Source organism: Aurantimonas sp. C2-5-R2, from assembly GCF_036549495.1.
Classification (GTDB): Bacteria; Pseudomonadota; Alphaproteobacteria; order Rhizobiales; family Rhizobiaceae; genus Aurantimonas; species Aurantimonas coralicida_A.
This window is the reverse complement of sequence record NZ_JAZHLJ010000028.1, coordinates 1-26,866: the sequence shown is the minus strand read 5'-3', so window position 1 is coordinate 26,866 and position 26,866 is coordinate 1. Positions and strand designations below refer to the sequence as shown.

Sequence of the window (26,866 nt, the reverse complement as noted above, 5' to 3'; positions counted from 1 at the left end):
AGAAGCGCCCAGATCGCGCGGGCGATCTTGTTGGCCAGCGCCCACGCCCGCGACCTTGCATGGCTGACGCGCCATCAGCGACGATCCACAAGGGAAGTTTTACGCCTCTACGGGTCTGATTCAGGGCGTCAACGCGACCGGTGAGTGCGCAGCCGGATGCTCCTTCCCGAGCCGGATGCTCCTTCCCGTCCATCCATCCGACGCGGCTCTGACGCAGGGTTTCGCCGACACGTTCGATGAAAATCGCTTTCAACCCGCGATGTCGTGCAACCTCTAGCCCGGCGCGCGCGCCCCGCACCATAAGTGCCGTGGCCCAGGCGTCCGCGTCCATGCAGCTTTCCCCCAGCACGGTGACCGATGCCGGCGACCCGGTCGCCGGGCCGCCGCGGGCCGGGTCCATGGTGTGGGACAGGCGCCATCCGCCGACATCAAGCCAGTGTCGGTAGTCACCGGATGTCGCGACTGCGCAATCCGCCAGTTCCAGGATCGAGAGCGGCGCGCGTGTCTCGAAGTCGGGTCGCTCCAGCGCCACCGTCCAGGGGCGGCCATCGGAGCGCTGACCGCATGCGCGCATTTCGCCATCGAGCCCCACCAGGGCGTCCGTGATCCCGAAGCGTCCCAGCACCGCCATCATGCGATCGACGGCGTAACCTTTGGCGATTCCCGCCAGGTCCAGCGTCATGAGCGCGTGTTTGCGAACCCGCAACGCATCGCGGTCAAGATCGAGAACCTCATGCGCCAAGGCGTGGGCACTGCCCAGGGCGGCCCGCATCGCCTGTGTGTCCGTATGCTGCGGCCCGAACCCCCAGGCGGTGACGATGTCGCCCATGCCGATATCGAAGGCGCCATCGGACAGCTGCCCGATCTCGAGGCCGCGGGCCAAAACCTCCATCAGTTCGGGAGGGACCGAAACCCATTCACCCACCGGCGCGCGATTGACACACATCAGGTCGCTATCGGGCTTCCAGGTGGACATCTGGCGATCCACCAGGCCCACGCTTTCGGCCAACGCGCAACGGATCGGAACGGGGTCCGTAGCGGGCGATGCATCGAATAGCGCCGACCAGCGGGTGCCCATGGTTGGCCCATTCAGCGCGTGGCGAACCAGATCAGTAAACGTCCTCGGCATAGCGATTCTCCGCTTTCAACATCGCAGGTGTCAAACCCTGCGGGGTCAGGATATCCGTCAGCGCCTCCGCCACCCCCGCAGCCATGTCGCGTCCGCCACAGACCAGCACCTGCGCGCCGTCGGCGATCAGTCGCGCGACCTTCGGGGCGTCCCTTCGCAGCGCATCCTGGACATAGGCCCGCTGCTCCGTCCGTGAGAACGCGGTCGTGATAGAGGCAAGCCGGCCTTCCGTCCGCCAACCGGCGATCTCCGTGCCATAGAGTAAATCGCTGTCGGGGTGCCGGGCGCCGAACCACAGGTGCATCGGCCGGGCGCGCCGATTGGTCCGCGCGAATCCGGCAAGTGGTCCGATGCCTGTGCCAGCGCCGATCAGGATGACGGGCGATCGCCCGCGTGCCGGGCGGAAGCCTGGGTTTCGGCGAACGAAGGATCGGACCATCTGCCCGGGTTGAAGGTCGAGAAGCTGCCCGGAGCAAAGCCCGCCGGGATGCCGGCTGACGCAGATCTCGACGAAGCCATCGCCGCGTCCCGAGGCGAGCGAGTAGAACCGGGGCACGGCGGATCCGTCGGGGACGATGCCCAGAAGATCGCCGGGCCGAAAGCCTCCGAAGCCGCGGCCGAGCACGCGCCTCCAGAGCGAGGCCGTGGGCGGGGCGAAGCGCAGGATTGCGGTCGGCGCCTGCACCTCGGCCCCGTAGTCGCGGCGCGAGATCAGGGTCAGCGCCTCTGTCGCCGGCAGAACCGGCTGGTGGCCGAGCTCGAGTTCGATCTCCATGGCGGTGCCGAGCGCCCGGCCCCAGCGGGCGAAATCCTGCGACGACTGGCGGTCGACCGTGTCGAACGGCAGCAGCATCTTCCTGCCCCGCGCCTCAACCCTCTCGGCAACGGCGCGGGCGAAGGCGCAGTAGGCCGGGAAGCTGCGGTCGCCGAAACCCAGCACCGCGAAAGCTGCGGCGGGCGGCGCTTCGAGCTGCGCGACCCGGTCGAGGAACCCTCTGGCCGATGCCGGCGCATCGCCGTCGCCATAGGTCGCGGCGAGAACGACGATCTGCTGCGCGCGGGTGTAGCGGGCCGGATCGAAGGCCGACATCGATGCAGCATGAACGCTCTGGCCCGCATCCGTCAGCGCCTTGTGCAGCGTCGCGGCAAAGCTCCATGTACTGCCACCCTCGCTGCCGACCAGAATGATTGTTTCGGCCCGGGAAGCTGGCTGGTTGGCACGGATCTGCGGTCTGCTCCGCCGCCCCGCCCACCACAGCACCATCCCGCTTCCGCCCATCACCGGCACGCCGAGAGCCATCAGCCCGAGCACCAGCCCCAGCGTTGCCGCTCCTTTGCCGGTGTGCAGCATGTAGATCGTTTCCGAGAGGCGCTCCCACCCGGTCAGGTCAGCCCAGCCAAGCAGTGCGCCCGTGCCCTGATCGAGATACCCGGTGCCCCGGTCGGTTTTCAGCGTGAAGACATCGGTTGCGTCGCCGGGATAGGGAAAGCTCAGTTCGCGAAGTTCCGCGGTCGGGGTTCCGCCGAGCAGGTCGATCGCACCGATCGCCACGCCGGTTTCGCCGCTCATCTCGGACGGGACGGCAAGCGGCACACCGCCGTCGGGTAAAAGATCGAAGGTGGAGGCCGTCATCCAGAGCGCGGTAGCTGAAGAGAGCGCGAGGCCCAACACCGCGACGCGGGCGATCTCCACATGCAGGCGGCCTGGCATCGGACCGCGCAGCGGGGAGAACCAGCGGCGCCACCCACCTGCCCGCCGCGCGACCAGAAGCGCCCCGGAAACCGAAAGGACGAGCATCGCCAAAGCGGCCGCCGCCATGGCGATGCGTCCGCCGTCTCCAAGGAACAGGGACCGGTGCAGGTTGGTCAGCCAGCGCTCGGTCTGATTGGGGTCAGCCGAAGCGATCCCCTCTCCCGTGGCCGGATCGATGACTGCGGCGCCCGGCGTGCCGGCGTCGAACCAGTAGGCGGTGATCCGGCTGGACGGTGCGCGGCGGATCTGCTCGACGCCAGGATAGACAGCCTGAATGCGCGAAGCGAGGTCGGCCACGGTCAGACCGGCTTCTGCCTGCGGCGCAGCGAGGCGCTCCGCCGCCGGAAAGACGGACAGCGCCGCCCCGCTGAGCGCCAGAACGGTGATGAGAGCCAGAGCCACGAGGCCCGGCCAGCGATGGAGCACCCGGAGCATGACTCGCCCCCTCACATGCCGTAGCTGAAGTTGGCGATGTAGCGGCGGCCGCGCACCGGCGTATTTGCACCGTTCGTCGTCAGCGGCACGGCCACCTCGTTCGGACTGTCGCGCATGTCCTCGACGGCCGCGTCGACGTGCAGCGTGTATCCCGCATCGAACAGCGCATCGGCCAGGTCCAGCGTAATCGACAGCTCGCGTCCGGCGCCCACACTGGCGCCGGTGATGCCGTTGATCTGGGCGGCATCACCTCCAGTGGCGCGATACCAGTCCGAGAGGTGTTCGTAGTACTTCGACTTGCCGCCAGCCATCCAGAGACTGCCGACATAGGCGCCCTGCGCATCGGTGACATAGTAGGCAAGATAGGCGCCATCACCGCCATAGGTGTTGAGCGTCGTGGTCAGCACGACGGGACGCGCGGCGGCGAGGCTGGGAAGCGTCAGCGCGGTCGTCAGCGCGAGCGTTGCTAGAACGACTTTCATCGGGTTCTGCCTTATCGTTGAGGGGTGAGGACGGGGGCGACGGGCCGGGATCAGTTCACTTGGACGTGCGGCGCGACGCCGTTGCCGAAGAGAGGGTTCTGCGGCGGCGCGACCGACTTGGCCGGCGCGGGGTTGGGCCCGTTGTTGTAGTCGTCATCGTCATCGTCATCGTCATCATCGTCGTCATCGCGGCGGCTGGACCGCCGGCGGTCGTCATCGTCGTCGTCGCTGACGAGGAGGAACTGAAGCGACTCCGCTCCATCGTGGACGAATGCGGTGAAGCTGCTTTCCTCGCCGTCCGGCGGGGTTCGCAGCGCGCTCCACGCGGACACGCCGATGGCGAGCGTCAGCGCCGTGGTGGTGGCAAGCAGGGCGAGGGGTTTACGCATGGTGAGGTCCTCCTTGGATCCGATAGGATCAATTTGGAGACGGCACCTGAGGGCTTCCTGACAGCGACGCGGTTTCCGCTTCAGCTTGGTGTCAGGCAGGAAAATGGTCGCATCCGTTCGACGTTCTGAGTTCTTGCCGGGATGGGGCTATCGTCGCAGTCCGGATCATCATTGTCCGCGGTTCGCCGGAATCACGGAAGGCCGGCTGCAACTGCCGACCTTCACGGGAACCCTGCTGCACGAACGCTGCCATTTCGATGGCGCGCGCCGAGCGCTTGCGTCTTGCCCATATCCACTTCGGGCCGGATCATGGCCGTTGAGCGGACTCCGGGCCGATCCGGCTACCGGCGGTCGGCCTCAACGGTAGAGCCGATGAGAACGGCGGTCGGGTAGAGAAACTCCGCATCGCTCATCTCATGCCAGATGATCCTCTCGGCAAGACGCGATACATCCGGCCGGCCTCCCTCCTCTCCCGCGGCGTACAGCTCTGCCAGCGCGCCGATGGCCTCGACCTGACCGTCGATCAGCAGGGGCAGTTCCGCCTGCAGGCTCGCCAATGTCGGCTGAGACCCTGCCACGGCCTTTCCTTCCGCGACCTCCTTGATGAGCCCGAGGAACGGCGCGACCGCCCTCTCCTCCGCCTCGATGTGCGGGCCCAGACGATCGGCCGCGGTGCGGGCCGCGCCGCCGATCTGACCCGGCGTACCGGCAACTTTCTCGATCTGCGTGAGGAAGTCCGCATGGGCCACGCTCAGCACGTAGGGGGCTTCAAGCGGAGCTGCCGAAGCCGTCGCAGCAAATACGGATGCGACAGCAGAAACGATGAATGACGCGTGCATGGTCTTCTCCTTTGATTGAAGCGTGTCTGATCCGCGATTCGTTTTCAGTGTGGATCTTGCTTGAATCGATACGATCAATCTGGTGCTGCCACCTGAGAGCTTCCTGACAGCGACGAAGTTTCTGCTTCAGCTTGGTGTCAGGAAAAAAGCCCCGCCACGCAGGCAGGGCTCAGTCCGGGTCGAGGGGCACGCGGCACTTAAAATCAGGATCAGGCGATATCGCGGGGGCCGGGCGCGCGCTTGTTGCCCGTGATCATGGCACGGGCGAGATTCTCGTGATGGCGGAACGAGGCGAGCACCACGCCTCCCACGTGCAGCGCAACGAGGAGGAGCATCAGGTTGGCGAGTGTCTCATGCACTTCCTTCAGCGGGCCTCCCGTTTCCGCTTCACCATACCCGGCTTCGGGCCGTCCTCGTCGGCATGGGCGGCAGTAACGATCTGCGGCAGATCAACAAGCATCGCGACACGGCTCGGCTCTTCCATCAGCCAGCCGGTGAAGGCGGTGCCGGACAGTGTGACGAGCAGCGCCACGATCATCGCCGCGGCCGCCGGGTTGTGGCCAAGATAGCGGCGTTCTCGTCCCCTCGCCATGTCACCCAGATAGGCGAGCGTGGTGGCCGGACCGCGCAGGAACTGCGCGAAGCGCACGTAGCGGCTGCCGACAAGGCCCCAGACCAACCGAAACGCGACGAGGCCTGCCACAACGTAGCCCGCAATTTCATGAACCCGCTGAAGCTCGTCCGCCGTCAACCAGGTGACCGCAAAGGCCACGACCAGCGCCCAGTGGAACAGACGCACCACCGGGTCCCAGACGCGGATCATCACTCGACAACAACGCCGGGCTTGCTGCCCGGGGTGAACAGACCACTATCGGGCGGTGCCACCGTTCCGGCAGGAGCGGTGTTCATGTCCGGCCGGTTGCCCTCGTCGTCATACTCCGTTTCGACGATGGCCAGCGTGCCGGGATCGACCGTGACCTCGATCTCACGGCCTTGGGCGTCGCTGCCATCGATCTCATAGCAGCCGTCATCGGTCTTGATCCGGCGCACGGACCAACCCTGCGCCTCGGCCATCTTCTGGAGCGCCTGGCGCGGTTGCCAACTGGCCATAGGGACATTGCAATCGTCGTCATCGGCATAGGCAGCACCGGTCGCGACAACGCCCGACAGAAGTGCGACGGCCATCAGGGATTTCTTCATCGTTCCGTCTCCCGTAGCTGGTGGTGATACCCCCTTGTCGCGCGCTATTCTGACGGCGACCTGAAGGACACCGCCTCTTCACGTCAGGTGCCTGTAATTTTCGCAGGGGATAAGGGACCGACAGGGCAAATGGGACCGGAACGACATGCGTGTGTTGCTGATCGAGGATGACACGGTGCTGGGCGCCGCAGTGCGCGACCAGATCGCCGCCGACGGCCATTCGGTGGACTGGGCCACCCGGCTAGACGCGGCGAGCGGATATCTGGGGGTGGCGGTCTACGACCTGATCTTGCTGGACTTGATGCTACCCGATGGGCGTGGCCAGCCGTTTTTGCGCGCCTTGAGGGTGCGAGGCGATGTGACCCCCGTGATCATCCTGACCGCGCTTGACCAGATCAGCGACCGGATCGAGGGGCTGAACGCCGGCGCCGACGACTACATGGTCAAACCTTTCGACCTGTCCGAGCTCTCGGCGCGACTGAACGCTGTTGCCCGGCGCTATTCCGGCAACCCCAACCCGCTGATCACGCTTGGGGATCTGGAAATCGACCTCGCGGCAAGAACTATCCGTCGGGGCGGAAAGGTCGTACCTCTGACCGCCCGCGAATGGATGTTGTTCGAGGCCTTGGTGCAGCGGCCCGGGCAGATCCTGTCCAAGGCGCAGCTCGAAGAACGGCTCTACTCATTCGAGACCGAGATCGAGAGCAACACGATCGAAGTCCATGTCAGCCGGTTGCGCAAGAAGCTGGGGCACGACTGGATCGAGACGGTGCGCGGCTTCGGCTATCGGCTGGGCGCCGCATGAGATGGCCCGGCTCACTACAGGCACAGCTGGCGCTTGGGCTGGGACTGGGCTTGGCCCTCCTCTGGCTGGCAACCGCATGGGCGACGGCAGCCATCCTGCGCGGCGAGATGAACGAGGTGTTCGATTCCGCGCTCGAGGAAACCGCACAACGCATCCTACCGCTGGCAGTGATGGACATCATCGACCGCGAAGAGCAGGGCGTCAGCCAGCGCATCGCCACCCTGCGAAGCCACGATGAATTTTTCACCTACATCGTTCGAGACGACCAAGATCGCGTGCTGTTGCGCTCGCACGGAACCGAGGACGTAGTATTCCCGGCATTCGATGGCATGGGCTTCCGCCAGACGGCGACGCATCGGCTCTACTACGACGCGGCGCTGCAAGGGACGATCACCATCGCCGTCGCCGAGCCATTGAGCCACCGTGCCGACGTGGCGCGCGAGGCTTTGGCTGGCCTCGCTCTACCCCTGATCCTCGTCATTCCGATCAGCCTTCTCGGGGTGCTGGTGATCGTCCGGCGCAGCTTGCGGCCCGTTCGCCGGTTCAGCCGCGCGCTGGCCAGCCGCGGCGCCCGCGATCTGTCCGAGGTTGGCGACAGCAATCTTCCAAATGAGATCCTGCCGGTGGCTGAGGCCGTCAACCAGCTTCTGGACCGGCTGCGGCGTACGCTGGAGGCCGAGCGTAACTTCACCGCCAATGCCGCGCATGAATTGCGCACTCCCGTGGCGGCGGCGCTGGCACAGACTCAAAGGTTGATGACGGAAACACCCGATCCTGCCGTGACCCAAAGGGCGGGCGAGATCGAGACCGCCCTCAAACGGTTGACGCGGCTGTCCGAGAAGCTGATGCAACTGGCCCGAGCCGAGGGCGGGCGATTGCGGCGCGACACCGCGACGGACCTGCGGCCCGTGCTGCGCATGGTCGTCTCGGATCTTGAGGGGATCGCCGGGAAAGAGCGCATTGACCTCGAATTGTCGGACGCACCGGTCCTGTCCGATATCGACCCCGACGCCTTTGCGATCCTCGCCCGCAACCTGATCGAGAACGCGCTACGCCACGGTACCGGCGAAGCCCCCGTTCAGGTGATCCTGACGCCGCGCCGTTCCCTGCGCGTAATCAACGAGGGCTCCTCCGTCCCGCCCGAAACGCTGGCGCGACTCACAGCGCGTTTCGAGCGTGGGCAGGCCATATCGGAGGGCAGCGGGCTGGGCCTGTCGATCGCCAAGGCCATCGCGGACGGGGCGCAGGCGACGCTCACGCTGCAATCGCCCTCCCCGGGCCGGGCGGACGGTTTCGAGGCATCGTTCCAGGCACCGATAGGTCGGCAACCGGACTGAGGGAGGCCATTCAAACAGCCGCAGCGCGCCCAATGTTCCGAAAAGCCACGGCGGCTATGGCAGCCCACACAACCGTGCGCAGGATCATCGCGCCGACGGTGCGCATCTCGTAGGCGCCGCCTTGCATCACATGCACCCCGAAAGCCAGCAGGACCAGAACGGTGCCCGCCAAAATGGCGATCGAGAGCCAGACGGCCCAATGCTGCCGCAGGATCAGGCCGATCCCCGCCGCGACATAGGCGAACCCCGCCAGAAAGTTGAACCACAGCACGAACGGCACAGCGTCGCCCACCGCAGCGCGGGCCGCGGTCCCGCCGAAGAGCGCGCGTCCGCCCGAAAAGATGGTGAGCGCCCCGAACACAACCGCCACGGCAGCCGCGATCAGCAGACCGAATTTTCGACTTGTCCTCATTCCTCACGTCCTGCGATGCTGTCGACAATAGCCCCCATGACCCGATTGCCCGTTTGTGAAACACGTAAATATCCGCCCCAAGCGGCGTACCCCGGTCCGCTGCTCAAATACGTTGACGCCCGGGCGCGAGAAGGGAGGATGACGCGTTCATTCTGCGAATTTCGGAAAGCGGTCTGTGGCGTATTCGGCGTGGCAAGCGCTACATGCCTCAATCATCTTGCCGAACTCCTCTTGCTGTTGCGCCCTGTCGCCGGACCGCGCGGCATCGGCAAGCGCCGCCGAAATCGCATGAAAAGCACGGTCCTGTTCAACGAACCCCTTTGGAACAGCCGCCATGAGATTCTTCCTATCTTCGGGCGTCATCGACTGTTGCAGGATGAAGCTGTCATGGATGCGCTGGGCTAGTTCCGCCACGCGGGCGTTATCCCCAGCCACCAGTGCGGACAGGATCTGCTTGCTGGCATCCTCTATGGAAACCATCTCCTTGCGCAGTAGGTCTCGAAGCGTGTCAGTCAGCTTCGGGGAAACCGGCTCCGCGCTCTGTGCCAGTACCGAGCCATCGATAGCAACACTTGCGACGATCCCAAGCCATAGAGCGCCCCGAATGCTCCACGAGCGCTTTCTGTCGGCGATCTTGTCCATCATCCTCTTGTCTCCTCTTCTTTATCGTCAATTGGCCTATTTCTGAAGCACGTAGCATCCGGGCGTATCGGCAATGATTGGATTGCCGGACTTCGGGTTGCCCATGTTGGGCGCGGCAGTCGGCTCACAACTAGCCAGACTGGTTTGGCCGAGGCGGCACGCGCTCCAGCCCCGAGCCTATTCGCGAACAGTCAGTGTGATCCCTTCGGAATTGACGTACTTCCCGCCACCCAGGGGCTCGAAGGTGACACAGGTTTTGCCACGGCGTGGACCGCTGATCATCACCATGCAGATGCCATCTGCGCTGTAGCTCCAACTCCCGGAACCAGACATGAGCAGAGATTTCATGCTCACAGTGCCATCCGACGCATAGATCATGTCGACTCTCATTCCCATGCGACTGGCGGTCAGCTTTCTGCCCACGATCTGTTGGGAAATCTGCTGCGGGGTCAAAATCTCCGCGGCGACGGACGACGTCGAGCCGACGCCGAGCCAAATTGCTGAAAAAAGAAGAAGCCAGGGAAGTCGTGTCATTCGTCTCTCCGCTTGTCCGTTCCTATAAATTGCCATTGCACTCATACGGACCCGAGCTGCCGATCTGAGGTGTTCGTCTTCAATCTGTCGGGACCGGCATTCTCGACGAGACGCAAGAGGCCGCGCCGCCCACTTGCGTGGATGGGACCTCCTTCGAAAGGCACTCTCATTCCGCTTGGTCTCGTCTGGTCCACAACACCCAAGCGAAAGACGCGATGGTCAGCCACACCGTACTTCTCAAGGTCATGGCGACGATCGTGCGCACCTCATAACTTCCACCTGTCATAATATGCACACCGAATGCAGCAAATACCAGCAACGTTGCAACAGCCAGAAGTATCGATAAATTCACTGCCCATCTTCGCCAACTATAAAGGCCGATGCCGGCGATGATGTAGGCCAATCCGGCGATGACATTGAACCACAGCACGAACGGCACGTAGGCCCCAGCCGCGGCTCGTTCCGGCCCGTCGCTAACAAGAACGGCACCGCCGGAATAAAGCGTCAGCACGCCGAAGACGACCGCGATAATCGCCAGGACGATGATCCAACGGGGTCTTGATGCGGGAGGTCTGGCCATCGTCTCAATGCCTTCTCGATTCAAAAATCGGCATGGAAGTTTCGGACATCGACCTGAAAGGATGCGCACGACCGCGACGGTGGCCGGTGAATGCCCATCCTCGGTAGAGATCGCATGACTTTCACCCTTAACAGGCCTGTCTTATTATGTTAGCTATCAATCACAAACTGTCAAGTTTGAGCTGTGTTTGAATGTTGGAACGTGACCCTCGGACCAACAATCCGTTCGCATGTTATCATTGCGGCACTTCGCAGATCGCGATCTGCGAGGTCCTGCTACAGCGGGCTGCCAGCGTGGCCCCCACGCTCCGGGTCGGGCTGCGCGATCGGCCTGGGTCGCTGAGGCAGACCGCTACCACCTGCTGCCGCGGTCACCGGATCACGATGGTGGACGAGATCTACCCGGTTCAACAGCTTGCAGGTCCAAGATGCTGCGCGGCGAATATGCGCTCGATCAAGGCATGACGGTAAATCCCGCACTAAGACCTGTGGGACAATCATTGAAGGTCGCCTGGCTCCCCGGAGCCGCGGCGCCACGATAAGGACGGGCTTTTCATGCGATGGAAGCTGGGTTTGTTGCTCTTGGGCGCGGTGCTCCTCGGCGGAGGCGGGTATTTCGCGTGGCTCCAGTTCAAGCCGGCTGAACTGCCGGCCGGTTTCGCACAATCCAACGGGCGCCTGGAAGCCGAACGGGTGGATATCGCGACGAAATTTTCCGGCCGCGTGAAGGAGGTGCTGGTCGACGAAGGCGCTACCGTAACGGCGGGGCAAGTCCTTGCCAGAATGGACACCGCCGAACTTGAGGCGCAGCTCCAGGAGAGCAAAGCGGCTGGAAACGAAAGCGAGCAACAGCTGGATCAGGCAATCGCACTGCTTGCCCAGAGGAAGAGTGAACTGGCTCTGGCGGAGCAGGAATATGAACGATCCCGCTCGCTCGGGGAGAAGGGCTACACGCCGCTTGAAAAGGTCGAGCAACGGCAGGCGGCGAAGTTGACAGCGGAGGCCGCGGTCAGATCCGCCGAGGCGGGGATCGAACGAGCCAAGGCCGCCGTCGCCGCCGCGGCTGCTCGGACCAAGCGCATCGCTGAGAACATGAAGGACTCCGTGCTGACCGCGCCAAGGAGCGGGCGCATCCAGTACCGGGTCGCGCAACCCGGAGAGGTTCTGCCTGCCGGCGGCCGTATCCTGACACTTCTTGATCTGACGGACGTCTACATGACCATCTTCTTGCCGACTGAAGAGGCCGGGCCGCTGGAGATCGGTGCGGAAGCTCGCATCGTTCCCGACGCGGCACCGCAATATGTCGTGCCGGCGACCGTGTCCTTCGTTGCCGCGGATGCCCAGTTCACGCCGAAATACGTCGAGACCCAGAGTGAGCGTGAGAAGCTCATGTTTCGGGTCAAGGTACGCCTGCCGCCGGAAATACTCGCACGCTACGCGCAGAGGGTGAAAGCGGGCATCACGGGCATGGCTTACGTCAGAATTTCGCCCAACGCGGAATGGCCCGAACGGCTCCAGAACAATTTACCCGAGCTGGAAAGTCCTGATGATGCCTGAGGTCGCGCCGCCCGTTGCGCAACTCGTATCGGTCAGCCACCGCTACGAGGCCGTGACAGCGCTTGACGATGTCTCGATTGACGTTTCCGCGGGCCGCATGATCGGGCTGATCGGTCCCGACGGCGTCGGCAAGTCCACGCTACTCGGCCTCATCGCGGGCGTGCGAAAAATCCAGACGGGACAGGTCACGGTTCTGGGCGGTGACATGGCCGGGCGCCGCTACCGTGACGAAGCCTGCATGCGGATCGCCTACATGCCGCAGGGCCTGGGGCGTAACCTGTATCCAACACTATCGGTCCGGGAGAACGTCGATTTTTTCGGCCGGCTTTTCGGCCAGTCCGCGTCCGAGCGCGCCTGGCGGATCGATGACCTGCTGCACAGTACGGGTCTGCGTCCTTTTTCGGACCGGCCAGCCGGCAAGCTGTCAGGTGGCATGAAGCAGAAATTGTCGCTGTGTTGTTCGCTCATTCATGACCCCGATCTGCTGATCCTGGACGAGCCGACCACCGGCGTCGACCCCCTGTCCCGGCGACAATTCTGGCAGTTGATCGACCGCATCCGAACGCGCCGTTCCCACATGAGCGTGATCACGGCCACGGCATACATGGAAGAGGCGGATGGGTTCGATCACCTGATCGCCATGGATGACGGGAAAATCCTTGCGACAGGCACATCGGCCGAACTGAAGATCCGCACCGGCCGCGAGACACTCGAAGAAGCGTTCATTGCCTTGCTGCCGGAGGCCAAACGCGCGGGCCATACAGTGGTGGAATTGCCACCAAGAGTCTCCCATGACGGCGTGCCTGCGATCGAAGCCAGCGGCCTCACCATGCGGTTTGGAGATTTCACCGCCGTCGACCACGTGACCGTCACGATCGAACGCGGTGAAATCTTCGGTTTTCTCGGCTCGAACGGCTGCGGCAAGACGACGACCATGAAAATGCTGACCGGCCTGCTACCGCCCACCGAGGGCACGGCCAGGCTGTTCGGAAACCCGGTCGACGCGAACGACATGGAGACCCGCCGGCGCGTCGGCTACATGTCGCAGTCGTTCTCACTCTACGGCGAACTCAGCGTTCGCCAAAACCTGGATCTGCACGCAAGCCTCTTCGATCTTCCCAAAGCCGAGTCCCCTGCCCGCGTGCGGGAAATGATCGAGCGCTTCGATCTCGTCGATGTGGCCGATGAGTTGCCCGAGAGCCTGCCGCTCGGTGTGCGCCAGCGATTGCAGCTCGCCGTGGCGGTGATCCACAGGCCGGAAATGCTGATTCTCGACGAGCCGACATCGGGGGTCGATCCGGTGGCCCGCGACGAATTCTGGCGCATGCTAATCGCTTTGTCTCGTGAGGACGGCGTGACGATCTTCATCTCCACCCATTTCGTCAACGAGGCGGAGCGGTGCGATCGTATCTCCCTCATGCATGCCGGCAAGATCCTGGCGATGGATGCTCCGGACGCGCTGCGACAGGCGCGCGGTTCCGAGACGCTGGAGGATGCGTTCATCGGCTATCTCGAGGATGCGGCCGGCATCGATGAAACGGACGCGCAGAGCGACGTTCCACGGGGTGATGCTTCACCGGCCGCGACCGCGACACACGCCGCGACCCATTCCATCTTCGATGCGCGGCGCATGTGGGCGTTCGCGCGGCGTGAGGCGATGGAATTGATCCGCGATCCTATTCGCATCGCTTTCGCATTGCTCGGACCGCTCGTGCTCGCGATCGCCATGGCCTACGGGATTTCGTTCGACGTGGAGAAACTCACCTACGCGGTCCTGGATCAGGACCGGTCTCAGGAAAGTCGCGCATTCCTCGAGAATTTTTCCAGCTCCCGCTACTTCGACAAACGTCCCGAGATCAGCACCCGCGCCGAGCTCGACCAACGCTTGCGGAGCGGGGAGTTGCGGTTTGCGCTCATTGTCCCCCCGAGCTTCGGGCGCGATCTGCTGGCCGGCCACTCACCGGATATCGGCGCCTGGTTCGACGGCGCGGTGACGTTTCAGGCAGAAACGTCGCGCGGCTACGTGCAAGGGGTGCTGGCCAGTTATCTGGCGGAATTTTCCAGACGGGAACCGGTCGGCCAATCCGTCGCCCCGCTTGCCGATATCGAAACGCGCTTTCGGTACAATCAGGCGTTCTTGAGCGTCTACGCGATCTCACCAGGCGTCCTCATGCTGTTGATCTACATGTTCGCGACAATGCTGACGGCGCTCGGCGTCGTCAGGGAGAAGGAACTGGGATCAATCACCAATTTATATGCCGCGCCGGCCAGCAAGCTGGAATTTCTGATCGGCAAACAGCTGCCTTATATCGGAATCGCGATGGCGAGTTTTGCCAGTCTCGTCATCCTGATGTCGGGGTTCTTTCAGGTTCCGATCACCGGAAACTTCCTTGCGCTCTTCGTCGGCGCGATCCTGTTCGCCACGGCCGCCACTTCGCTGGGTCTGGTGATTTCATCCTTCGTCTCGACGCAGCTTGCGGCGATTTTCGGATCGGCCATCATCGTGATGATTCCGAGCCTGAATTTTTCCGGAATGCTCTATCCTGTTTCGACGCTGCAAGGCGCCGGACGTATCATCGGGCATGCATTCCCGGCGCTATACTTCCAAAAGATCACCAGCGGCACGTTCAACAAGGGTCTTGGCTTCACCGATCTGTACCAGAGCTATCTCTGGCTTGCTGCCTTCTGTGTTATATTCTGGACGCTCGCCACGTTCTTTCTGAAAAAGCAGGAAGCCTGATGCGCAAGCGATTGAAGAATATCTTTCGCCTGGGTGTAAAGGAGCTGAACAGCCTTCGGCGCGATCCCGTCCTGCTGTTTTTGATTTTCTTCACCTTTACATTTGCGATCTACACCGTTGCAACCGGTGTGCAGACTGAATTGCGCAATGCGTCCATCGCCGTGGTGGACGAGGATCATTCCGACCTGTCGCGCCAGATCCGCGCGGCGTTTCTCAAGCCCTATTTTCAGTCCCCCGCCACCCTCGCGATCGATCAGATCGACCCGGCCATGGACGCGGGTCGCTACGCGTTCGTGGTCGATATTCCCATCAACTTCCAGACCGACGTCCTTGCCGGTCACCGACCGCAGGTCCAGGTCAACGTCGATGCGACCGCCATGACGCTGGCCGGAAATGGGGCCGCCTATATTCAGACGATCATCACCAATCAGCTCTCCGAGTTCCTGAGCCGTTCGGACCGGACGCCAACCCCACCGGTCACCTTGACGATGCGCACGGCGTTCAACCCGAATCTCGATTCGAGCTGGTTCATGTCGGTGATGCAGATCGTATCGAACATCACGATGCTGTCCCTGATCCTGTCGGGCGCCGCGGTCATCCGGGAACGCGAACGTGGCACGATCGAGCATTTGCTGGTCATGCCAGTGACACCGGGTGAAATCATGATGGCCAAGATCTGGGCCAACGGGCTGGCGATCGTGCTGGCGGTCATCCTGTCGCTATACGTCGTCGTCCAGGGAGTGCTCTCGGTCAGGATCAGCGGTTCGATCGCGCTGTTCGTGCTCGGTACGTCGGTGTTTCTCTATGCGATGACCGCCCTGGGGATCGTGCTGTCGACCTTCGCCAATTCAATGCCGCAATTCGCCCTTTTGGCAATTCCGTTCTTTGTCGTGATGAATATGCTCTCCGGCGGCACCTCGCCGCTCGATGGCATGCCGCAGCTGTTGCAGATCATCATGCAGGCCGCCCCATCGACCCATTTTACGAGCTTTGCGCAGGCGGTTCTGTTTCGCGGCGCTGGCATCGACATCGTCTGGCGTCAGCTCGCGGCGATGGCGGTTATCGGAACGGTCCTATTCCTTATGGCGCTATCACGCTTTCGCGCAACCATGTCAGCCGCCCGGTAGAGCGACAACAAGAAAGGTGGGCGAGACTTGGCACGCCCCCTCACCCAGGCAGGTTGGACGACAGCGTCGGATACTCGGCATGGAGCCGCATACATAAAAACGGTTGGTGTCCCTCGACAATCCACGTCATCACGCATCCCGGTCCGACGCTATGGATATCTCGATGGACAGCGCGTTATCCTGGCGAACGTTTCCCATTCAGTCGCTTGCGGATCCGCCATTGGCAAGGATCGAGGTATGGGTTAGTTAGTGTCTAATTACTTATTTTTGGAATTGTCATGGCGGTTCGAAAACCCGCGCAGGAGCGCAAGGCCGAAATTTTGGAGGCGACCTTGCGGCTGGCGGACGAGCTCGGCCCCGACCGCCTCTCCACCGAGTCGATTGCCCGCGCGGTCGGACTGACCCAACCGGGAATTTTCCGGCACTTCCCGACCAAACAGGCGATCTGGGAAGCGGTCGCGGCGACGATCACCGACAAAATGGCCGCAGGCTGGCGAGTCGTCCTTGATCGTGGCGGCACGCCGATCGATCGCTTGCGTGGCTTGATCGGCGCCCAGTTGCGGCTGATCCAGGCGACCCCCGCGATTCCCGCCATCCTCTTTTCCAGGGAGCTGCACGCTGAGAATGATTTTCTGCGCAAGTCGGTGCTGGGCCTGATGAACCTGTTTCACGCGGCAATCGCCGGCGAAATCGCCAAGGCCCAGGACGAGCGGATGTTCCGGCGGGATCTCGATCCAGACGACGCCGCGTATCTGGTGCTCGGTCTTATCCAGGGACTGGCGGTTCGTTGGTCGCTGAGCGGGCGGTCCTTTCGATTGGCCGACGAAGGTATTAGGCTGCTCGAGGTTCAGATCGGGCTGTTCGCCATTCCCTCCCCGAACCCGACCATCAGCGAGCGGCCCGCATGAAGCGAAGCGGAAGCGGCGGCCTACGGCTTGGTCGGGGGCCTGATTTCCGACGGCGAACAGCGGAAAGGAGAGGATGGATGATGACCATGTGTCCCCTCGCACCGATCCGCATCGCAGCGGTCGCGACATGACTTCAGCACCGGGACGCGGCTTGGGGAAGCCTTGGACCGTCATGTTGCTGATCTTGCTGGTGGCGACCGGCTGTGCGTCGCGTCCTGACTCGCAGGTTCTCGCGGTGGTGCCGGCGAGCACCACCGCGATCGAGCAGGTGACCATCCAAATTGCCACGACGCGTCAACGGGACCCGTCGAACGGCAGCTATTCGGCCGACCGTTCTCCGACACTGAATTTCGAGCGCTTTACCATCTCCGCACCACCCGGCCACACGGTCACGGAGATCGAATGGCCGAAGGGAGCACCGGATTCGCAACGAAGCTTCGCGGTGACGGAACGGACCATCCTGCCGAAGCTCGAATTCAAGCCCCCGTCACGCGGAAGCGGCGGAACCGGATCAAGGCGCGATGTCGTCATCTTCGTCCATGGCTACAATTACAGCTTCGAGGAAGCGCTGTTCCGCCTGGCGCAACTCGCCATCGACGGCAAGCTGACGGAGATGCCGGTTCTCTTCGCCTGGCCTTCGGCGGCATCTGTGGCGGGCTACGTCGCCGACAAGGACGCCGTCACCTATTCGCGCGATGATCTCGTTCGCGTGCTGACGGATATCGCCAATGATCCGAAGGTCGGAAAGATTACCGTGTTCGCGCACAGCATGGGCGCCTGGCTCACGGCGGAGGCTCTGCGCCAGCTCCGGCTGACCGGCCAGGACGCGATCATCGAGCGGTTGAACGGCGTCGTGCTTGCCGCCCCCGACATCGATGTCGATGTCTTTCGTCGCCAGATGGACATCATCGGCCCTCTGGACCCGCCGATGACGCTGCTGGTTTCCAAGGACGATCGCGCCTTGATGGTCTCCAGCCGGATCGCCGGGTCCCGCGACCGGATCGGCACCCGCGACGTCAACGACCCGCAAGTCCAGGCGCTCGCTGGCGCCAACAACATCCGGCTGATCGACATATCCGAGGTCTCGGCTCTCGACGGAGCCAACCACAACCGGTTCGTCGGGCTGGTCACGGTGCTCCCGCGCCAGGGGAACGACGTGCGCACCGGCATCGCCCGGGCCGGCGCCTTCGTGCTCGAACCGATCAGCGCCACTCTCCTGCCGCCCCGGCCGTAAGGTGCCCCGACAGATGCTACCCTCTCTGCAGCGGCGCGAACTCCTCAGCGGTCAGCGTTTCCCGGGTGAGTAGCATCTTCGCCCCGGCGTCCAGATCGGAACGCTTCCCCTCGAGAATGTCCTTGGCGCGAACGCGCGCGCCCTCGACGATCTCCCGGACGGCCAGGTCGATCTCGCGCTCGGTGGCTTGCGAGGCCTCGAATGAGCGGGTTTGCGGCACGGCGAGAAACGCCTGGGCGGGCCGCGCATAGGTCCGTTCGCCGAGGCCGGAATCCATGCCGTACCGCGTCACCATTTCGATGGCGATGTCGGTCGCCTTCTGGAGATCGTCCGCGGCGCCGGTCGACACGTCGCCGTCGAAGATCAGATCTTCGGCGGCGCGCCCACCCATCAGAACGACGATCCGGTTCTTCAATTCGCTGGCGGCGAGCAGGAACCGATCCTCCGTCGGCCGCTGCATGGTATAGCCGAGGGCGCCGACGCCGCGCGGGATGATCGAGACCTTCTGAACCGGATCGACGCCCGGCAGATTGGCCGCGACCAGCCCATGGCCCATCTCGTGGTAGGCGACGCGGCGGCGCTCGCTCTCGCTCAGAACACGGCTCTTCTTCTCGATGCCGGCGACGATCCGCTCGATGGCGGTCGTAAAGTCGCCGAATGTTACCGAGACCCCGTCGCGGCGGGTTGCGGCGATCGCCGCCTCGTTGATCAGATTGGCAAGGTCGGCCCCGGTGAATCCGGTGGTCAGGCCAGCGACCTTGGCAAGGTCGACATCGTCATCGAGGATGATCTTGCCGGCATGCACCTTGAGGATGGCAAGGCGGCCCGCCTGGTCGGGCCGGTCGACCAGAACCTGGCGGTCGAAGCGACCGGCACGCAGCAGTGCGGGATCGAGGATTTCCGGCCGGTTGGTGGCGGCGAGCAGGATGACGCCGACACTCGGATCGAATCCGTCGAGTTCGGCGAGCAGCTGGTTGAGCGTCTGCTCCTTTTCGTCGAAGCCACCATAGCCACCCGCCGTACGGCTGCGGCCAAGAGCGTCGAGCTCGTCGATGAAGATGATCGACGGTGCGGCCTTGCGCGCCTGTTCGAACAGATCGCGGACCCGCGCCGCGCCGACGCCCACGAACATCTCGACAAACTCTGACCCCGAGATCGAGAAGAACGGCACCCCCGCCTCCCCCGCCACGGCGCGGGCCAGCAGCGTCTTTCCGGTGCCCGGTGGCCCGACGAGGAGGATGCCTTTGGGCACGCGCGCGCCCAGTCGGCCATAGGTCTTCGGGTCCTGGAGAAAGGAGACGACCTCCTGCAGTTCCGACTTGGCCTCGTCGACTCCGGCGACATTGGCGAAGGTCACCTTGGTGTCTTTCTCCACATAGACCTTGGCCCGCGACTTGCCGATCGACATGAGGCCGCCCAGGCCTTGCCCGCCGGCCATGCGACTGAAGAGGAACATCCAGATCACGTAGATGACGAAGAACGGCAGCACCCAGGCGAGCAGAGTTCCCGCGAAACCACTGGATGGCGCGCCGGTCACGGTGACCCCATGGGCGATGAGCTTGTCCGCCAGCCCGGTGTCGACGCGGTTGGTGATGAAGCGCGTCTTGCCGCTCGGCAAAGCCTCCTTCAGCGTTCCCTGGACGGTGTCGTCGCCGACGGTGACCTCCGCCACCCGGTCCTTGGACAAAAGCTCCTCGAACTGGCTGAGAGTCCGTTTCGAAACTCACTGCGGCGGGTTCAAAGGCCCCTCGGATGGTCGCTCCGCAATGACATGATACCCGATTTCCGCGGGTTTNAGAGTCCGTTTCGAAACTCACTGCGGCGGGTTCAAAGGCCCCTCGGATGGTCGCTCCGCAATGACATGATACCCGATTTCCGCGGGTTTGGGCGTCCCGGGTGAACCATGGAGGCTGGTCTTGGCAGGGTTTCGAAACGGCCTCTGAACGGGATGGTTTCGATTTCGGAATAGGTTCCCCAGGCCCATTGCAGCAAGGTGAAGCCGAGTATCGCCGCGAGGACATACCAGATGATGATTGTCTGCTTTTGCGGCGGCGTCGGCGAATCCTTGGCCATGTGTGGCTCCGGTCAATCGAAAGACGCGGTCTTGACGGTCCACTTCCGACTGCATCAAGACGTGCGGGAAATGCGGCTGCGGCAAGACAAACGCATGAACATTACGGCGGTCGCCGCAGGGAAAACCCGCGACGACCGCTACCCTTGGCGGACCAGCCGGTCAGGCGGCCGTCACGGCGATCTTCTTTTCCTTGCTCGGCGGCCCCGGCCGTCTTCGGCAGCTTGACCGTCAGCATGCACTTCGTGAAACTCGCCGCAATATTGTCGGCGTCGGCCCCCCTCGGGAACACGGAAGGAGCGTGTGAAGGACCCGTAGCGGCGCTCGGAGAGGTAGTAGTCCTTTTCCTTAGCATGTCGCGATACCGTGCTGGTCCGCCGGAGCCGCTGAACGGGATGACCAAAGCCGGCGCATGCGGCTTCGGCATTGATCCTGATCAAGATTTTGCATCTTGGCGGCGCTTGATCCGGATCAAGCCGCGAAGGAGGCCTCATGCATCTAACCGTCACTCGCGCCGAGGGCGCGTCGAAGCGTCCGGATCACCACCCCTCGCGCCTTGTCGTCGGCCGCCTTCTCAAGCCGCTCGTTGATGTCGAGGAAAAGCTTCGATATGTCGTTGTGCCAGTCGAGATGAGCCAGCTTGCCCGGGTCGATGCGGCGCGGCGTGTCGGATTTCAGCGGGAGGGCGGCTTCGGGCGTCAGCCTGAAGCCGTCGTCCAATCGCGGCACGAGGACCCGGTCTTGCGGAACCACCGCGCTCACACGCTGCTTCAGTCCCTCGATCGCCTCGACTTCCCCATGCACGAGGAAGAGGCCGGCCCCCACCGGACGCCGTTCCGACAGCCAGTCACAAAGCTCGGGTCCGTCGGCATGCCCGGAGTAGAGATCGATCTCGCGGATTTGTGCCCGCACGACGAACTCATCGCCTTGAATACGAACCTGGCGGGCCCCGTCCCTCAGGATCCGGCCCAGCGTGCCCTGGGCCTGGAAGCCGACGAACAACACCGTCGCTTCCGGCCGCCACAGCCAATTCTTCAGACGATGCCGGATGCGCCCGGCCTCGCACATTCCGCTGGCCGCGATCACGATATGGAATCCCTTCAACCTGTCCAGCGCCTTGCTCTCGTCGACTGACTGGGTGAAGCGGATGTTCGGTGCCCGCAAAGCGCGCGACAGAATATCGCCGTGCTCCAATTCCCCCGCATGGTCGTGGAAGACCCGGGTGGCACGGGTGGCGAGCGGCGAATCGATGACGATCGGAATCGCCGGCAGATCGCCGGTCTCGATGAGACGCTGCAGGTCGACCAGGAGCTCCTGCGTCCGCTCGACCGCAAAGGACGGGATCAGGAGCGCCCCGCCCGGGTTGTTCGCCGCCCTCACCGCGTCTCGCAGCATCCGGCGACGATCGGCTTCCGACGCCCCGGCACGATCTTCGTCGCCGTAAGTGCTTTCGCAGATGACATAGTCGAAGCCGCTCGGCGCGTCCGGATCGGCTTGCAACAGCTTGTGAGCCGGGCCGAGGTCGCCGGAAAACAGCAGCCGCAGTGGTAGATCTCTGGAGCTGGAGATCTCGATTTCGATGGAGGCAGAGCCGAGAAGGTGCCCCGCGTTCCAATAACGCGCCCTGACGCCGGCCATCACATCGAACCATGCGTCGAACGCGACAGCCCGGAACTGGCTCAGGCATTGTGCGACGTCGGCGGCGTCATAGATCGGCGCCACGACCCTGCGACCGCGCCGCTTGTTGCGACGGTTGAGATGCGCGACTTCGGTATCCTGGATATAGGCCGAGTCGGGCAGCATGACGCTGCACAGATCCTGGGTGGCACGGCTGGCGAAGACAGGACCGGCGAACCCGTGCTTGGTGAGCTTCGGCAGCAGCCCGGAATGGTCGATGTGGGCGTGGGTCAGCAGCACCGCATCGACCTGCTTTGGCTCGAACGGGAAGGCGCGGTAGTTCAGCTCCTTTTCCGACTTCGACCCCTGGAACAGGCCGCAGTCGACCAAAAACCGGCCGCCGACAACCTCCAGTTCGAAACACGAGCCCGTGACGGCCTGTGCCGCTCCGTGGAACCGGATGATCGGCCCCGGGACCGTCTTGGCGCTGTCATGACTCATTGGAAACTCCAGCCGTTATCGTAAGAATTGGTTGCCGTCGGTCGCCGCGTTCAGGTCGGTGATCATCTCCCGGCAAGCTCAAGGCATCACGCCCCCGCTCACCGTTGGCTCGCCGCCGCGCCGCCTGCGAGCTCGATGATCTCCGCGGTGATCTGTTCCTGGCGAACATGTCGGAATGTCGCCCGCAAAGCGCCGATCTGCCGATCGATTTCGCGATGCGCCGCAGCCATCGCCGTCATCCGTGCCTGGTTTTCCGCAGCGAAGGCGTGCAGCGCAACCTCGCAGAACAGAGCATGCAAATATTCGGCGGTGAGATCGGCCAGGAGCTTGCGGGTCGGCAAATTAAGGATCGGCGGCTCCCTGTGCTCAACCCCCGCGAAGGTGGCAGGGTCCAGCGGCAGAAGAGGCCGACGAACGACCGTCGGCTCGGCCCCGACGGACCCATCGGCGAAGACCGCCGTCACCCGTTCGACCCCTCCTGCCCCGATCCTCTGGTAGAGCGCGTCGCAAATGTCGCTGGCGAGCTTCGGAATGCCGGAGGAATGGGAGGGCATCGCGCTGGTCCAGTCGGCCGCAATGCCTCGTTCGGCGGCATGGGATAATCCGCGCGTGCCGATAAGAAAGAGCACCGGCACCGGCACCTCGTCGGCGATCGTCGCCAACACGCGCTCGTTGAAGGCTCCGGCGAACCCCTGTTCGGCGCCAAAGACGACGAGCGCTGCCTTGCTCGTCCGCTCCGGTGGAGGCGGCGCCTCGGTGGAAACCTGGGCCAATATCTGAGCAAGCCCCGCGGCGATCGTCTGGGCGTAGGCGTCGACCGCGCCCAACTCGTCGCGCGCTTTCTGCACCCGAGCCCCGGCGATCCCACGCATGGCGTTGACCACGGTGCCAAGCTGGCGGATGCCCTCGATGCGGGCCGAGACATCTGCGAGCCGGTCGCTCATGACGGCCTCGCGGCAGTTTTCGGGGAATCGACCTCGCGCACGATTCTCCGCATGGTCTCGAGAAGCGCTTCGTGACCGTCGGAGTCCAGCATTCCGTTTTCCTCGATCTGCCGGACAGCATCCGGAGCGCCGTGGTCGAGCCCCGCCGCGACCGCGCGGCGAAGGTCCGGCACCCGCTCCAGCGGCAGCCCGTCGACGAGCCCTGTCTGCACGGCCCCGACCAACGCGACCTCCTCGGCAAGCCGAAGCGGGTGAACATTTCCAGTTCGAGGAACTGGGCGTAATCGAGGCGCATCGTTTCCGCGGCCTCCCTGAGGGCGTGCGCTTGCGTCTTGCCGCCGACGCGGCTGACACTGGTGCCGACGTCGACAGCCGGCTTCTGGCCTTCGTTGAAGAGCCTGGTGTCGAGGACGATCTGCCCGTCGGTGATCGAGATCAGATTGGTTGGGATGTAGGCACTGAGATTGCCCGCGTCGGTTTCGGCGATCGGCAGCGCCGTGAGCGAACCACCGCCCCTGTCCTTCGACAGCATGGCGGCGCGTTCGAGCAGGCGAGCGTGGACGTAGAAGATATCGCCCGGATAGGCTTCCCGGCCAGGCGACTGGCGCGTCAGGAGCGCGATTTCGCGATGCGTGGCGGCGTGCTTGGAAAGATCGTCGATCACGACAAGCGCGTGCTGGCCACGATCGCGGAAATACTCGGCGATGGTAAAGTCGGCAAATGGCGCGATCCATTGCAAACCCGGCGAGGTTGCCGGCCCCGCCACCACGATGATCGTTCGCTCGGGTGCGCCGTGGGTCCGGATCGCGTCGATCGCCCGACGAACATTGGCGCTCTTTTGACCGACGGCGACATAGATCGAGATCATGTCGCTCGCCTTCTGGCTGATGATCATGTCGAGCGCCACCGTCGTCTTGCCGGTCGCGCGGTCGCCGATGATCAGCTCGCGCTGGCCGCGACCGAGGGCGAACAGCGTGTCGACAACGAGAATACCGGTCTGCACGGGCTGGGTCACGGCGGCGCGCTCGACGATCGCTGGAGCCGGACATTCAATCGGCTCGTTGCTCTCGGCCGAAACCGGGCCCTTGTCGTCCAGAGGGCGGCCGAGCGGATCGACGATCCGCCCAAGCAGTCCAGCCCCCACCGGCACGCGTACCACGTCGCCCGTGCCGGTAACGGTGTCGCCAGCTTGAACGCCGGCCACATCGTCGAGGAGCACGCAGCCGATACGATCCTCGTCCAGCACCTGGGCGAAACCGAACCGCCCATCCTTGAACGCGAGCAGTTCGTCCAGCCGCGCGTCGGGCAGGCCGGAGACCAAGGCAATGCCGTCGCCGACCTCCTCGACGCGGCCGATTTGCCGCGCCTCGGGACTCAGTGTGGCAGCGTCGAGACGCTGGCGCGCCCGCCGGCGCCACACTTCCGGCTCGAGTTCAGTCGCGGACGTCATGGGAAAGCTCCGTCAGGATGCGGTCGAGATCGGCGCGCCAGCTGTTGGTCACCAGGATATGCGATCCATGCAATTCAAGGCCGGCGATCAGCTTGGGATCCGCCTTGAAGTCGAGCCTCGGGCTGCCGCCCAGCGCGTCGACGAGACGCGTCCGGACGCGCTCCTTGTCTTCGTCCGCGAGAGGGCTGGCACTGACCGCCTCGAAGATCGCGCCGTCCCGTGCAAGGCTGTGACGGGCATGGTCGGGAAGACGGCCTATCTCCGCGACCAGCGAATCCAAAAATGCCTCCTGCAAAGCCTTGTCGTCCAATCGCGCCACCAGTCGCCGGGCGATGTCGACGGCGAGCCGGGAGGCCTGCTCGGCCCAATTCTCGCGATTCGCCTCCGTTTCCTTCTCGATTTCCGCTCTCGCCGTATCCCTCAGAACCTCCGCTTCCGCTTCGGCCTTTGCCAACACGCCCGCACGGACCTTTTCGGCGGCGACCTGTGCCTCCGCGACGATACGCGCCCGCTCCTCGGCAAAGCCCGCGCGCGTCGTCTCGATTTCGGCGAGCGCCGATCGCGCCTCGCTACGCTCGGCCTCCGCCTCGGCCAGAGACCCCGCCGCGGCCTTGCGCCGCGTCTCGATCATCGCCGCGAGCGGTCGCCAGAAGAAGCGCGCCAGGAGCCAGACCAGGATCAGGACGTTGACGGTCTGGATGCCCAACGTCCACCAGTCGATGCGCATGGGCAATCAGAGCAACAAGGGGTTGGCGAAAAGCAGAAGCAACGCCACGACCAGGCAATAGATCGCCATGGTCTCGATCATCGCCAGACCGACGAACAGCGTGCGGGAGATCGTCGCGGACGCTTCGGGCTGCCGGGCGATGGCGTCCATCGCCGCGGCGACCGAGCGCCCCTCGGCGAGCGCCGGTCCGATCGCCCCGAAGGAGACCGCGATCACCGCGCCCAGAATGCTTGCGAGCGCTAGCCAGTTCATTGTGTAGCCCTTTCCTTGGTCTTCGTGGGAGCCGGGCGTCCGTCGTTGACGGCTCCGGCGATGAACACCGTCGCGAGGACGGCGAAGATGTAGGCCTGGACGGCACCGGTCAGGAGATCGAGCGCCATCAACGGGATCGGGACGAGGAGCCCGGCCAGCGACAGGACGATGCCGATGACGAAAACCCCGCTCATGATGTTGCCGAAGAGGCGGACGAGCAGGGAGAAGGTGCGTGTGATGCTCTCGACGAAGTTGAGCGGGATCATCAGGACGCTCGGCGAGGCAAAGCTTTTGAGATAGCCACCGACGCCCCCCGCCCGGACGCCGAACCAGATCACCGCCAGGAAGACCAGCAGCGCCAACGCCGCGTCGGTTTCCAGATTGGCGGTCGGCGGCTCGACGCCTGGCACCAGCGAGGTCCAGTTAGCGAAGAGAATGAAGACGAAGAGCGTACCGATGAAGGCGCGGTAGTCAGCGGGCTCCGCCTGCATTGTTTCGCGGATTTGCCCGTCGACCGTCTCGACGACGAGTTCCAGCGCCGCCTGAAGCGACGACGGCACGAGCGACAGACGACGAGACACCGCCATGCCACCGGCGGCGAGCAGCACCATCAACGCCCAGGTTACGAGGATCGGCTCGGTGATCGGGACCGGGCCAAGCTGGAACATCGCTTCGGTGGTCAGCGGCGAGTTCATTCGGCAAGCCTTCCGACACGGCGCATGACGAAGGCGCGGCCGCCGAGCAAGCCGAGCGTCACCGCGAACAGGGCCGGCGCGCCTTGGAGGCTGGCGAGCGTAAGCGCTCCGACAAGCAGTGCGAATCGCGCGATCGCCACGGTCGCGGTCCGCCAAGGTGACGTACCGCTCGCGAGCCGCTGTGCCTGGTACCAGAGGGCCGAGAAGTGGGCCAAGCCGAGGGCAAGGCCCGCCGCGAGGAAGCCGAAAAGCACCATCGGCGTTCGCCAGTCCATCGCCTGGGCGGCATCGATCAGGGTCATTGCCCATTCATCCATTTCCAGGCCGACCAGCAGCCGATCGCAAGGCCGATCATCAGCAACGCCCCGGTGATCGTCAGTCCCGACTCGAACATCCGGTCGAGCCAGCGACCCACGAAGCTTGCCTATCCGGTTGTTACCCACGCCCACTAAATGTGGGGTGCGCCCATTCCCCGGAGTAAAGCCCGTCAAAGGTCGGCGCAGCTGC

Annotated in this window: 27 protein-coding genes and 3 pseudogenes; 7 read left to right on the top strand and 23 right to left on the bottom strand. The window is 63.9% G+C overall.

Going from position 1 to position 26,866, the window contains the following annotated elements; genetic code table 11:
• Positions 1–163: 163 nt before the first annotated feature.
• The 8 genes and pseudogenes from VQ044_RS13435 to VQ044_RS13400 all read right to left on the bottom strand — a co-directional run.
• A pseudogene (locus VQ044_RS13435) lies at positions 164–1,129 on the bottom strand (FAD:protein FMN transferase); the annotation flags it as partial.
• Positions 1,110–3,317, bottom strand: coding sequence for a PepSY domain-containing protein (locus VQ044_RS13430; protein ID WP_327646738.1), 2,208 nt, complete (start codon positions 3,315–3,317; stop codon positions 1,110–1,112). The pseudogene VQ044_RS13435 and the gene VQ044_RS13430, both read right to left, overlap by 20 nt.
• Before the next feature lie 11 nt (positions 3,318–3,328).
• Positions 3,329–3,799, bottom strand: a complete 471-nt coding sequence (locus VQ044_RS13425; RefSeq protein ID WP_327646739.1) for a DUF2271 domain-containing protein — start codon at positions 3,797–3,799, stop codon at positions 3,329–3,331.
• Positions 3,800–3,849: 50 nt separating this feature from the next.
• Positions 3,850–4,188, bottom strand: coding sequence for a hypothetical protein (locus VQ044_RS13420; RefSeq protein WP_327646740.1), 339 nt, complete (start codon positions 4,186–4,188; stop codon positions 3,850–3,852).
• Between the two features lie 341 nt (positions 4,189–4,529).
• On the bottom strand, positions 4,530–5,105 hold the full coding sequence (locus VQ044_RS13415; RefSeq protein ID WP_327646742.1) for a hypothetical protein: 576 nt from the start codon (positions 5,103–5,105) through the stop codon (positions 4,530–4,532).
• A 131-nt stretch (positions 5,106–5,236) separates the two neighbouring features.
• A complete protein-coding gene (locus VQ044_RS13410; protein ID WP_327646743.1) occupies positions 5,237–5,386 on the bottom strand; it encodes a hypothetical protein in 150 nt (49 codons plus the stop codon).
• Positions 5,387–5,391: 5 nt separating this feature from the next.
• Complete coding sequence (locus tag VQ044_RS13405; RefSeq protein WP_327646744.1) at positions 5,392–5,850, bottom strand: cytochrome b/b6 domain-containing protein; 459 nt, start codon at positions 5,848–5,850, stop codon at positions 5,392–5,394.
• Complete coding sequence (locus VQ044_RS13400) at positions 5,850–6,227, bottom strand: PepSY domain-containing protein (RefSeq protein ID WP_327646745.1); 378 nt, start codon at positions 6,225–6,227, stop codon at positions 5,850–5,852. Before VQ044_RS13400 ends, VQ044_RS13405 begins: the two co-directional genes overlap by 1 nt.
• Positions 6,228–6,372: 145 nt before the next feature.
• Here VQ044_RS13400 and VQ044_RS13395 point away from each other — a divergent pair, with 145 nt between their 5' ends.
• Positions 6,373–7,032 (top strand): response regulator transcription factor, encoded by a 660-nt coding sequence (locus VQ044_RS13395; RefSeq protein WP_327646746.1) that lies wholly within the window; start codon positions 6,373–6,375, stop codon positions 7,030–7,032.
• Positions 7,029–8,369 carry an ATP-binding protein gene (locus VQ044_RS13390; RefSeq protein WP_327646748.1) on the top strand — a complete coding sequence of 447 codons (1,341 nt, stop codon included), beginning with the start codon at positions 7,029–7,031 and terminating at the stop codon, positions 8,367–8,369. Before VQ044_RS13395 ends, VQ044_RS13390 begins: the two co-directional genes overlap by 4 nt.
• 10 nt (positions 8,370–8,379) lie before the next feature.
• On the opposite strand, the gene VQ044_RS13385 is transcribed toward VQ044_RS13390, so the two are convergent.
• From VQ044_RS13385 to VQ044_RS13370, 4 genes are all read right to left on the bottom strand, one after another.
• Complete coding sequence (locus VQ044_RS13385) at positions 8,380–8,781, bottom strand: hypothetical protein (protein WP_327646749.1); 402 nt, start codon at positions 8,779–8,781, stop codon at positions 8,380–8,382.
• Between the two features lie 147 nt (positions 8,782–8,928).
• The gene (locus VQ044_RS13380; protein ID WP_327646750.1) at positions 8,929–9,426 is read right to left on the bottom strand and encodes a cytochrome c; all 498 of its coding nucleotides are present in this window, start codon (positions 9,424–9,426) and stop codon (positions 8,929–8,931) included.
• Between the two features lie 174 nt (positions 9,427–9,600).
• Positions 9,601–9,957: a hypothetical protein gene (locus VQ044_RS13375; RefSeq protein ID WP_327646751.1), complete on the bottom strand. Its 357-nt coding sequence runs from the start codon at positions 9,955–9,957 to the stop codon at positions 9,601–9,603.
• Between the two features lie 166 nt (positions 9,958–10,123).
• Positions 10,124–10,537: a hypothetical protein gene (locus VQ044_RS13370; protein ID WP_327646752.1), complete on the bottom strand. Its 414-nt coding sequence runs from the start codon at positions 10,535–10,537 to the stop codon at positions 10,124–10,126.
• 554 nt (positions 10,538–11,091) lie between these two features.
• On the opposite strand from VQ044_RS13370, the gene VQ044_RS13365 reads away from it, so the two are divergent.
• The 5 genes from VQ044_RS13365 (at position 11,092) to VQ044_RS13345 (ending at position 18,102) form a co-directional block, all read left to right on the top strand.
• Positions 11,092–12,093 carry an HlyD family secretion protein gene (locus VQ044_RS13365; RefSeq protein WP_327646753.1) on the top strand — a complete coding sequence of 334 codons (1,002 nt, stop codon included), beginning with the start codon at positions 11,092–11,094 and terminating at the stop codon, positions 12,091–12,093.
• A complete protein-coding gene (gene rbbA / locus VQ044_RS13360; RefSeq protein ID WP_327646775.1) occupies positions 12,086–14,833 on the top strand; it encodes a ribosome-associated ATPase/putative transporter RbbA in 2,748 nt (915 codons plus the stop codon). The genes VQ044_RS13365 and rbbA overlap by 8 nt, the downstream gene beginning before the upstream one ends.
• A complete protein-coding gene (locus VQ044_RS13355) occupies positions 14,833–15,960 on the top strand; it encodes an ABC transporter permease (protein WP_327646754.1) in 1,128 nt (375 codons plus the stop codon). Before rbbA ends, VQ044_RS13355 begins: the two co-directional genes overlap by 1 nt.
• A 278-nt stretch (positions 15,961–16,238) precedes the next feature.
• The gene (locus VQ044_RS13350) at positions 16,239–16,868 is read left to right on the top strand and encodes a TetR/AcrR family transcriptional regulator (RefSeq protein WP_327646755.1); all 630 of its coding nucleotides are present in this window, start codon (positions 16,239–16,241) and stop codon (positions 16,866–16,868) included.
• Between the two features lie 172 nt (positions 16,869–17,040).
• Positions 17,041–18,102: an alpha/beta hydrolase gene (locus VQ044_RS13345; RefSeq protein ID WP_327646756.1), complete on the top strand. Its 1,062-nt coding sequence runs from the start codon at positions 17,041–17,043 to the stop codon at positions 18,100–18,102.
• A 16-nt stretch (positions 18,103–18,118) separates the two neighbouring features.
• On the opposite strand, the pseudogene ftsH reads toward VQ044_RS13345, so the two are convergent.
• The 11 genes and pseudogenes from ftsH to VQ044_RS13290 all read right to left on the bottom strand — a co-directional run.
• Positions 18,119–19,807, bottom strand: a pseudogene (gene ftsH / locus VQ044_RS13340) (ATP-dependent zinc metalloprotease FtsH); the annotation flags it as partial.
• A gap of 122 nt (positions 19,808–19,929) precedes the next feature.
• Positions 19,930–20,175: a hypothetical protein gene (locus VQ044_RS13335; RefSeq protein ID WP_327646757.1), complete on the bottom strand. Its 246-nt coding sequence runs from the start codon at positions 20,173–20,175 to the stop codon at positions 19,930–19,932.
• Positions 20,176–20,671: 496 nt separating this feature from the next.
• On the bottom strand, positions 20,672–22,291 hold the full coding sequence (locus VQ044_RS13325; RefSeq protein WP_327646759.1) for an MBL fold metallo-hydrolase: 1,620 nt from the start codon (positions 22,289–22,291) through the stop codon (positions 20,672–20,674).
• A 98-nt stretch (positions 22,292–22,389) separates the two neighbouring features.
• A complete protein-coding gene (locus VQ044_RS13320) occupies positions 22,390–23,235 on the bottom strand; it encodes a F0F1 ATP synthase subunit gamma (protein ID WP_327646762.1) in 846 nt (281 codons plus the stop codon).
• Positions 23,232–23,459 carry a hypothetical protein gene (locus tag VQ044_RS25680; RefSeq protein WP_442880635.1) on the bottom strand — a complete coding sequence of 76 codons (228 nt, stop codon included), beginning with the start codon at positions 23,457–23,459 and terminating at the stop codon, positions 23,232–23,234. Before VQ044_RS25680 ends, VQ044_RS13320 begins: the two co-directional genes overlap by 4 nt.
• Positions 23,460–23,533: 74 nt before the next feature.
• A pseudogene (locus VQ044_RS13315) lies at positions 23,534–24,685 on the bottom strand (F0F1 ATP synthase subunit alpha); the annotation flags it as partial.
• Positions 24,669–25,412: a F0F1 ATP synthase subunit B gene (gene atpF / locus VQ044_RS13310; RefSeq protein ID WP_327646763.1), complete on the bottom strand. Its 744-nt coding sequence runs from the start codon at positions 25,410–25,412 to the stop codon at positions 24,669–24,671. The gene atpF and the pseudogene VQ044_RS13315, both read right to left, overlap by 17 nt.
• A 6-nt stretch (positions 25,413–25,418) precedes the next feature.
• A complete protein-coding gene (locus VQ044_RS13305; RefSeq protein WP_206456179.1) occupies positions 25,419–25,664 on the bottom strand; it encodes a F0F1 ATP synthase subunit C in 246 nt (81 codons plus the stop codon).
• Positions 25,661–26,359, bottom strand: a complete 699-nt coding sequence (locus tag VQ044_RS13300; RefSeq protein WP_327646765.1) for a F0F1 ATP synthase subunit A — start codon at positions 26,357–26,359, stop codon at positions 25,661–25,663. The genes VQ044_RS13305 and VQ044_RS13300 overlap by 4 nt, the downstream gene beginning before the upstream one ends.
• Positions 26,356–26,661 (bottom strand): N-ATPase subunit AtpR, encoded by a 306-nt coding sequence (locus tag VQ044_RS13295; protein ID WP_327646766.1) that lies wholly within the window; start codon positions 26,659–26,661, stop codon positions 26,356–26,358. Before VQ044_RS13295 ends, VQ044_RS13300 begins: the two co-directional genes overlap by 4 nt.
• Positions 26,658–26,774, bottom strand: a complete 117-nt coding sequence (locus tag VQ044_RS13290) for an AtpZ/AtpI family protein (protein ID WP_327646768.1) — start codon at positions 26,772–26,774, stop codon at positions 26,658–26,660. The genes VQ044_RS13295 and VQ044_RS13290 overlap by 4 nt, the downstream gene beginning before the upstream one ends.
• Between the last annotated feature and the right edge of the window lie 92 nt (positions 26,775–26,866).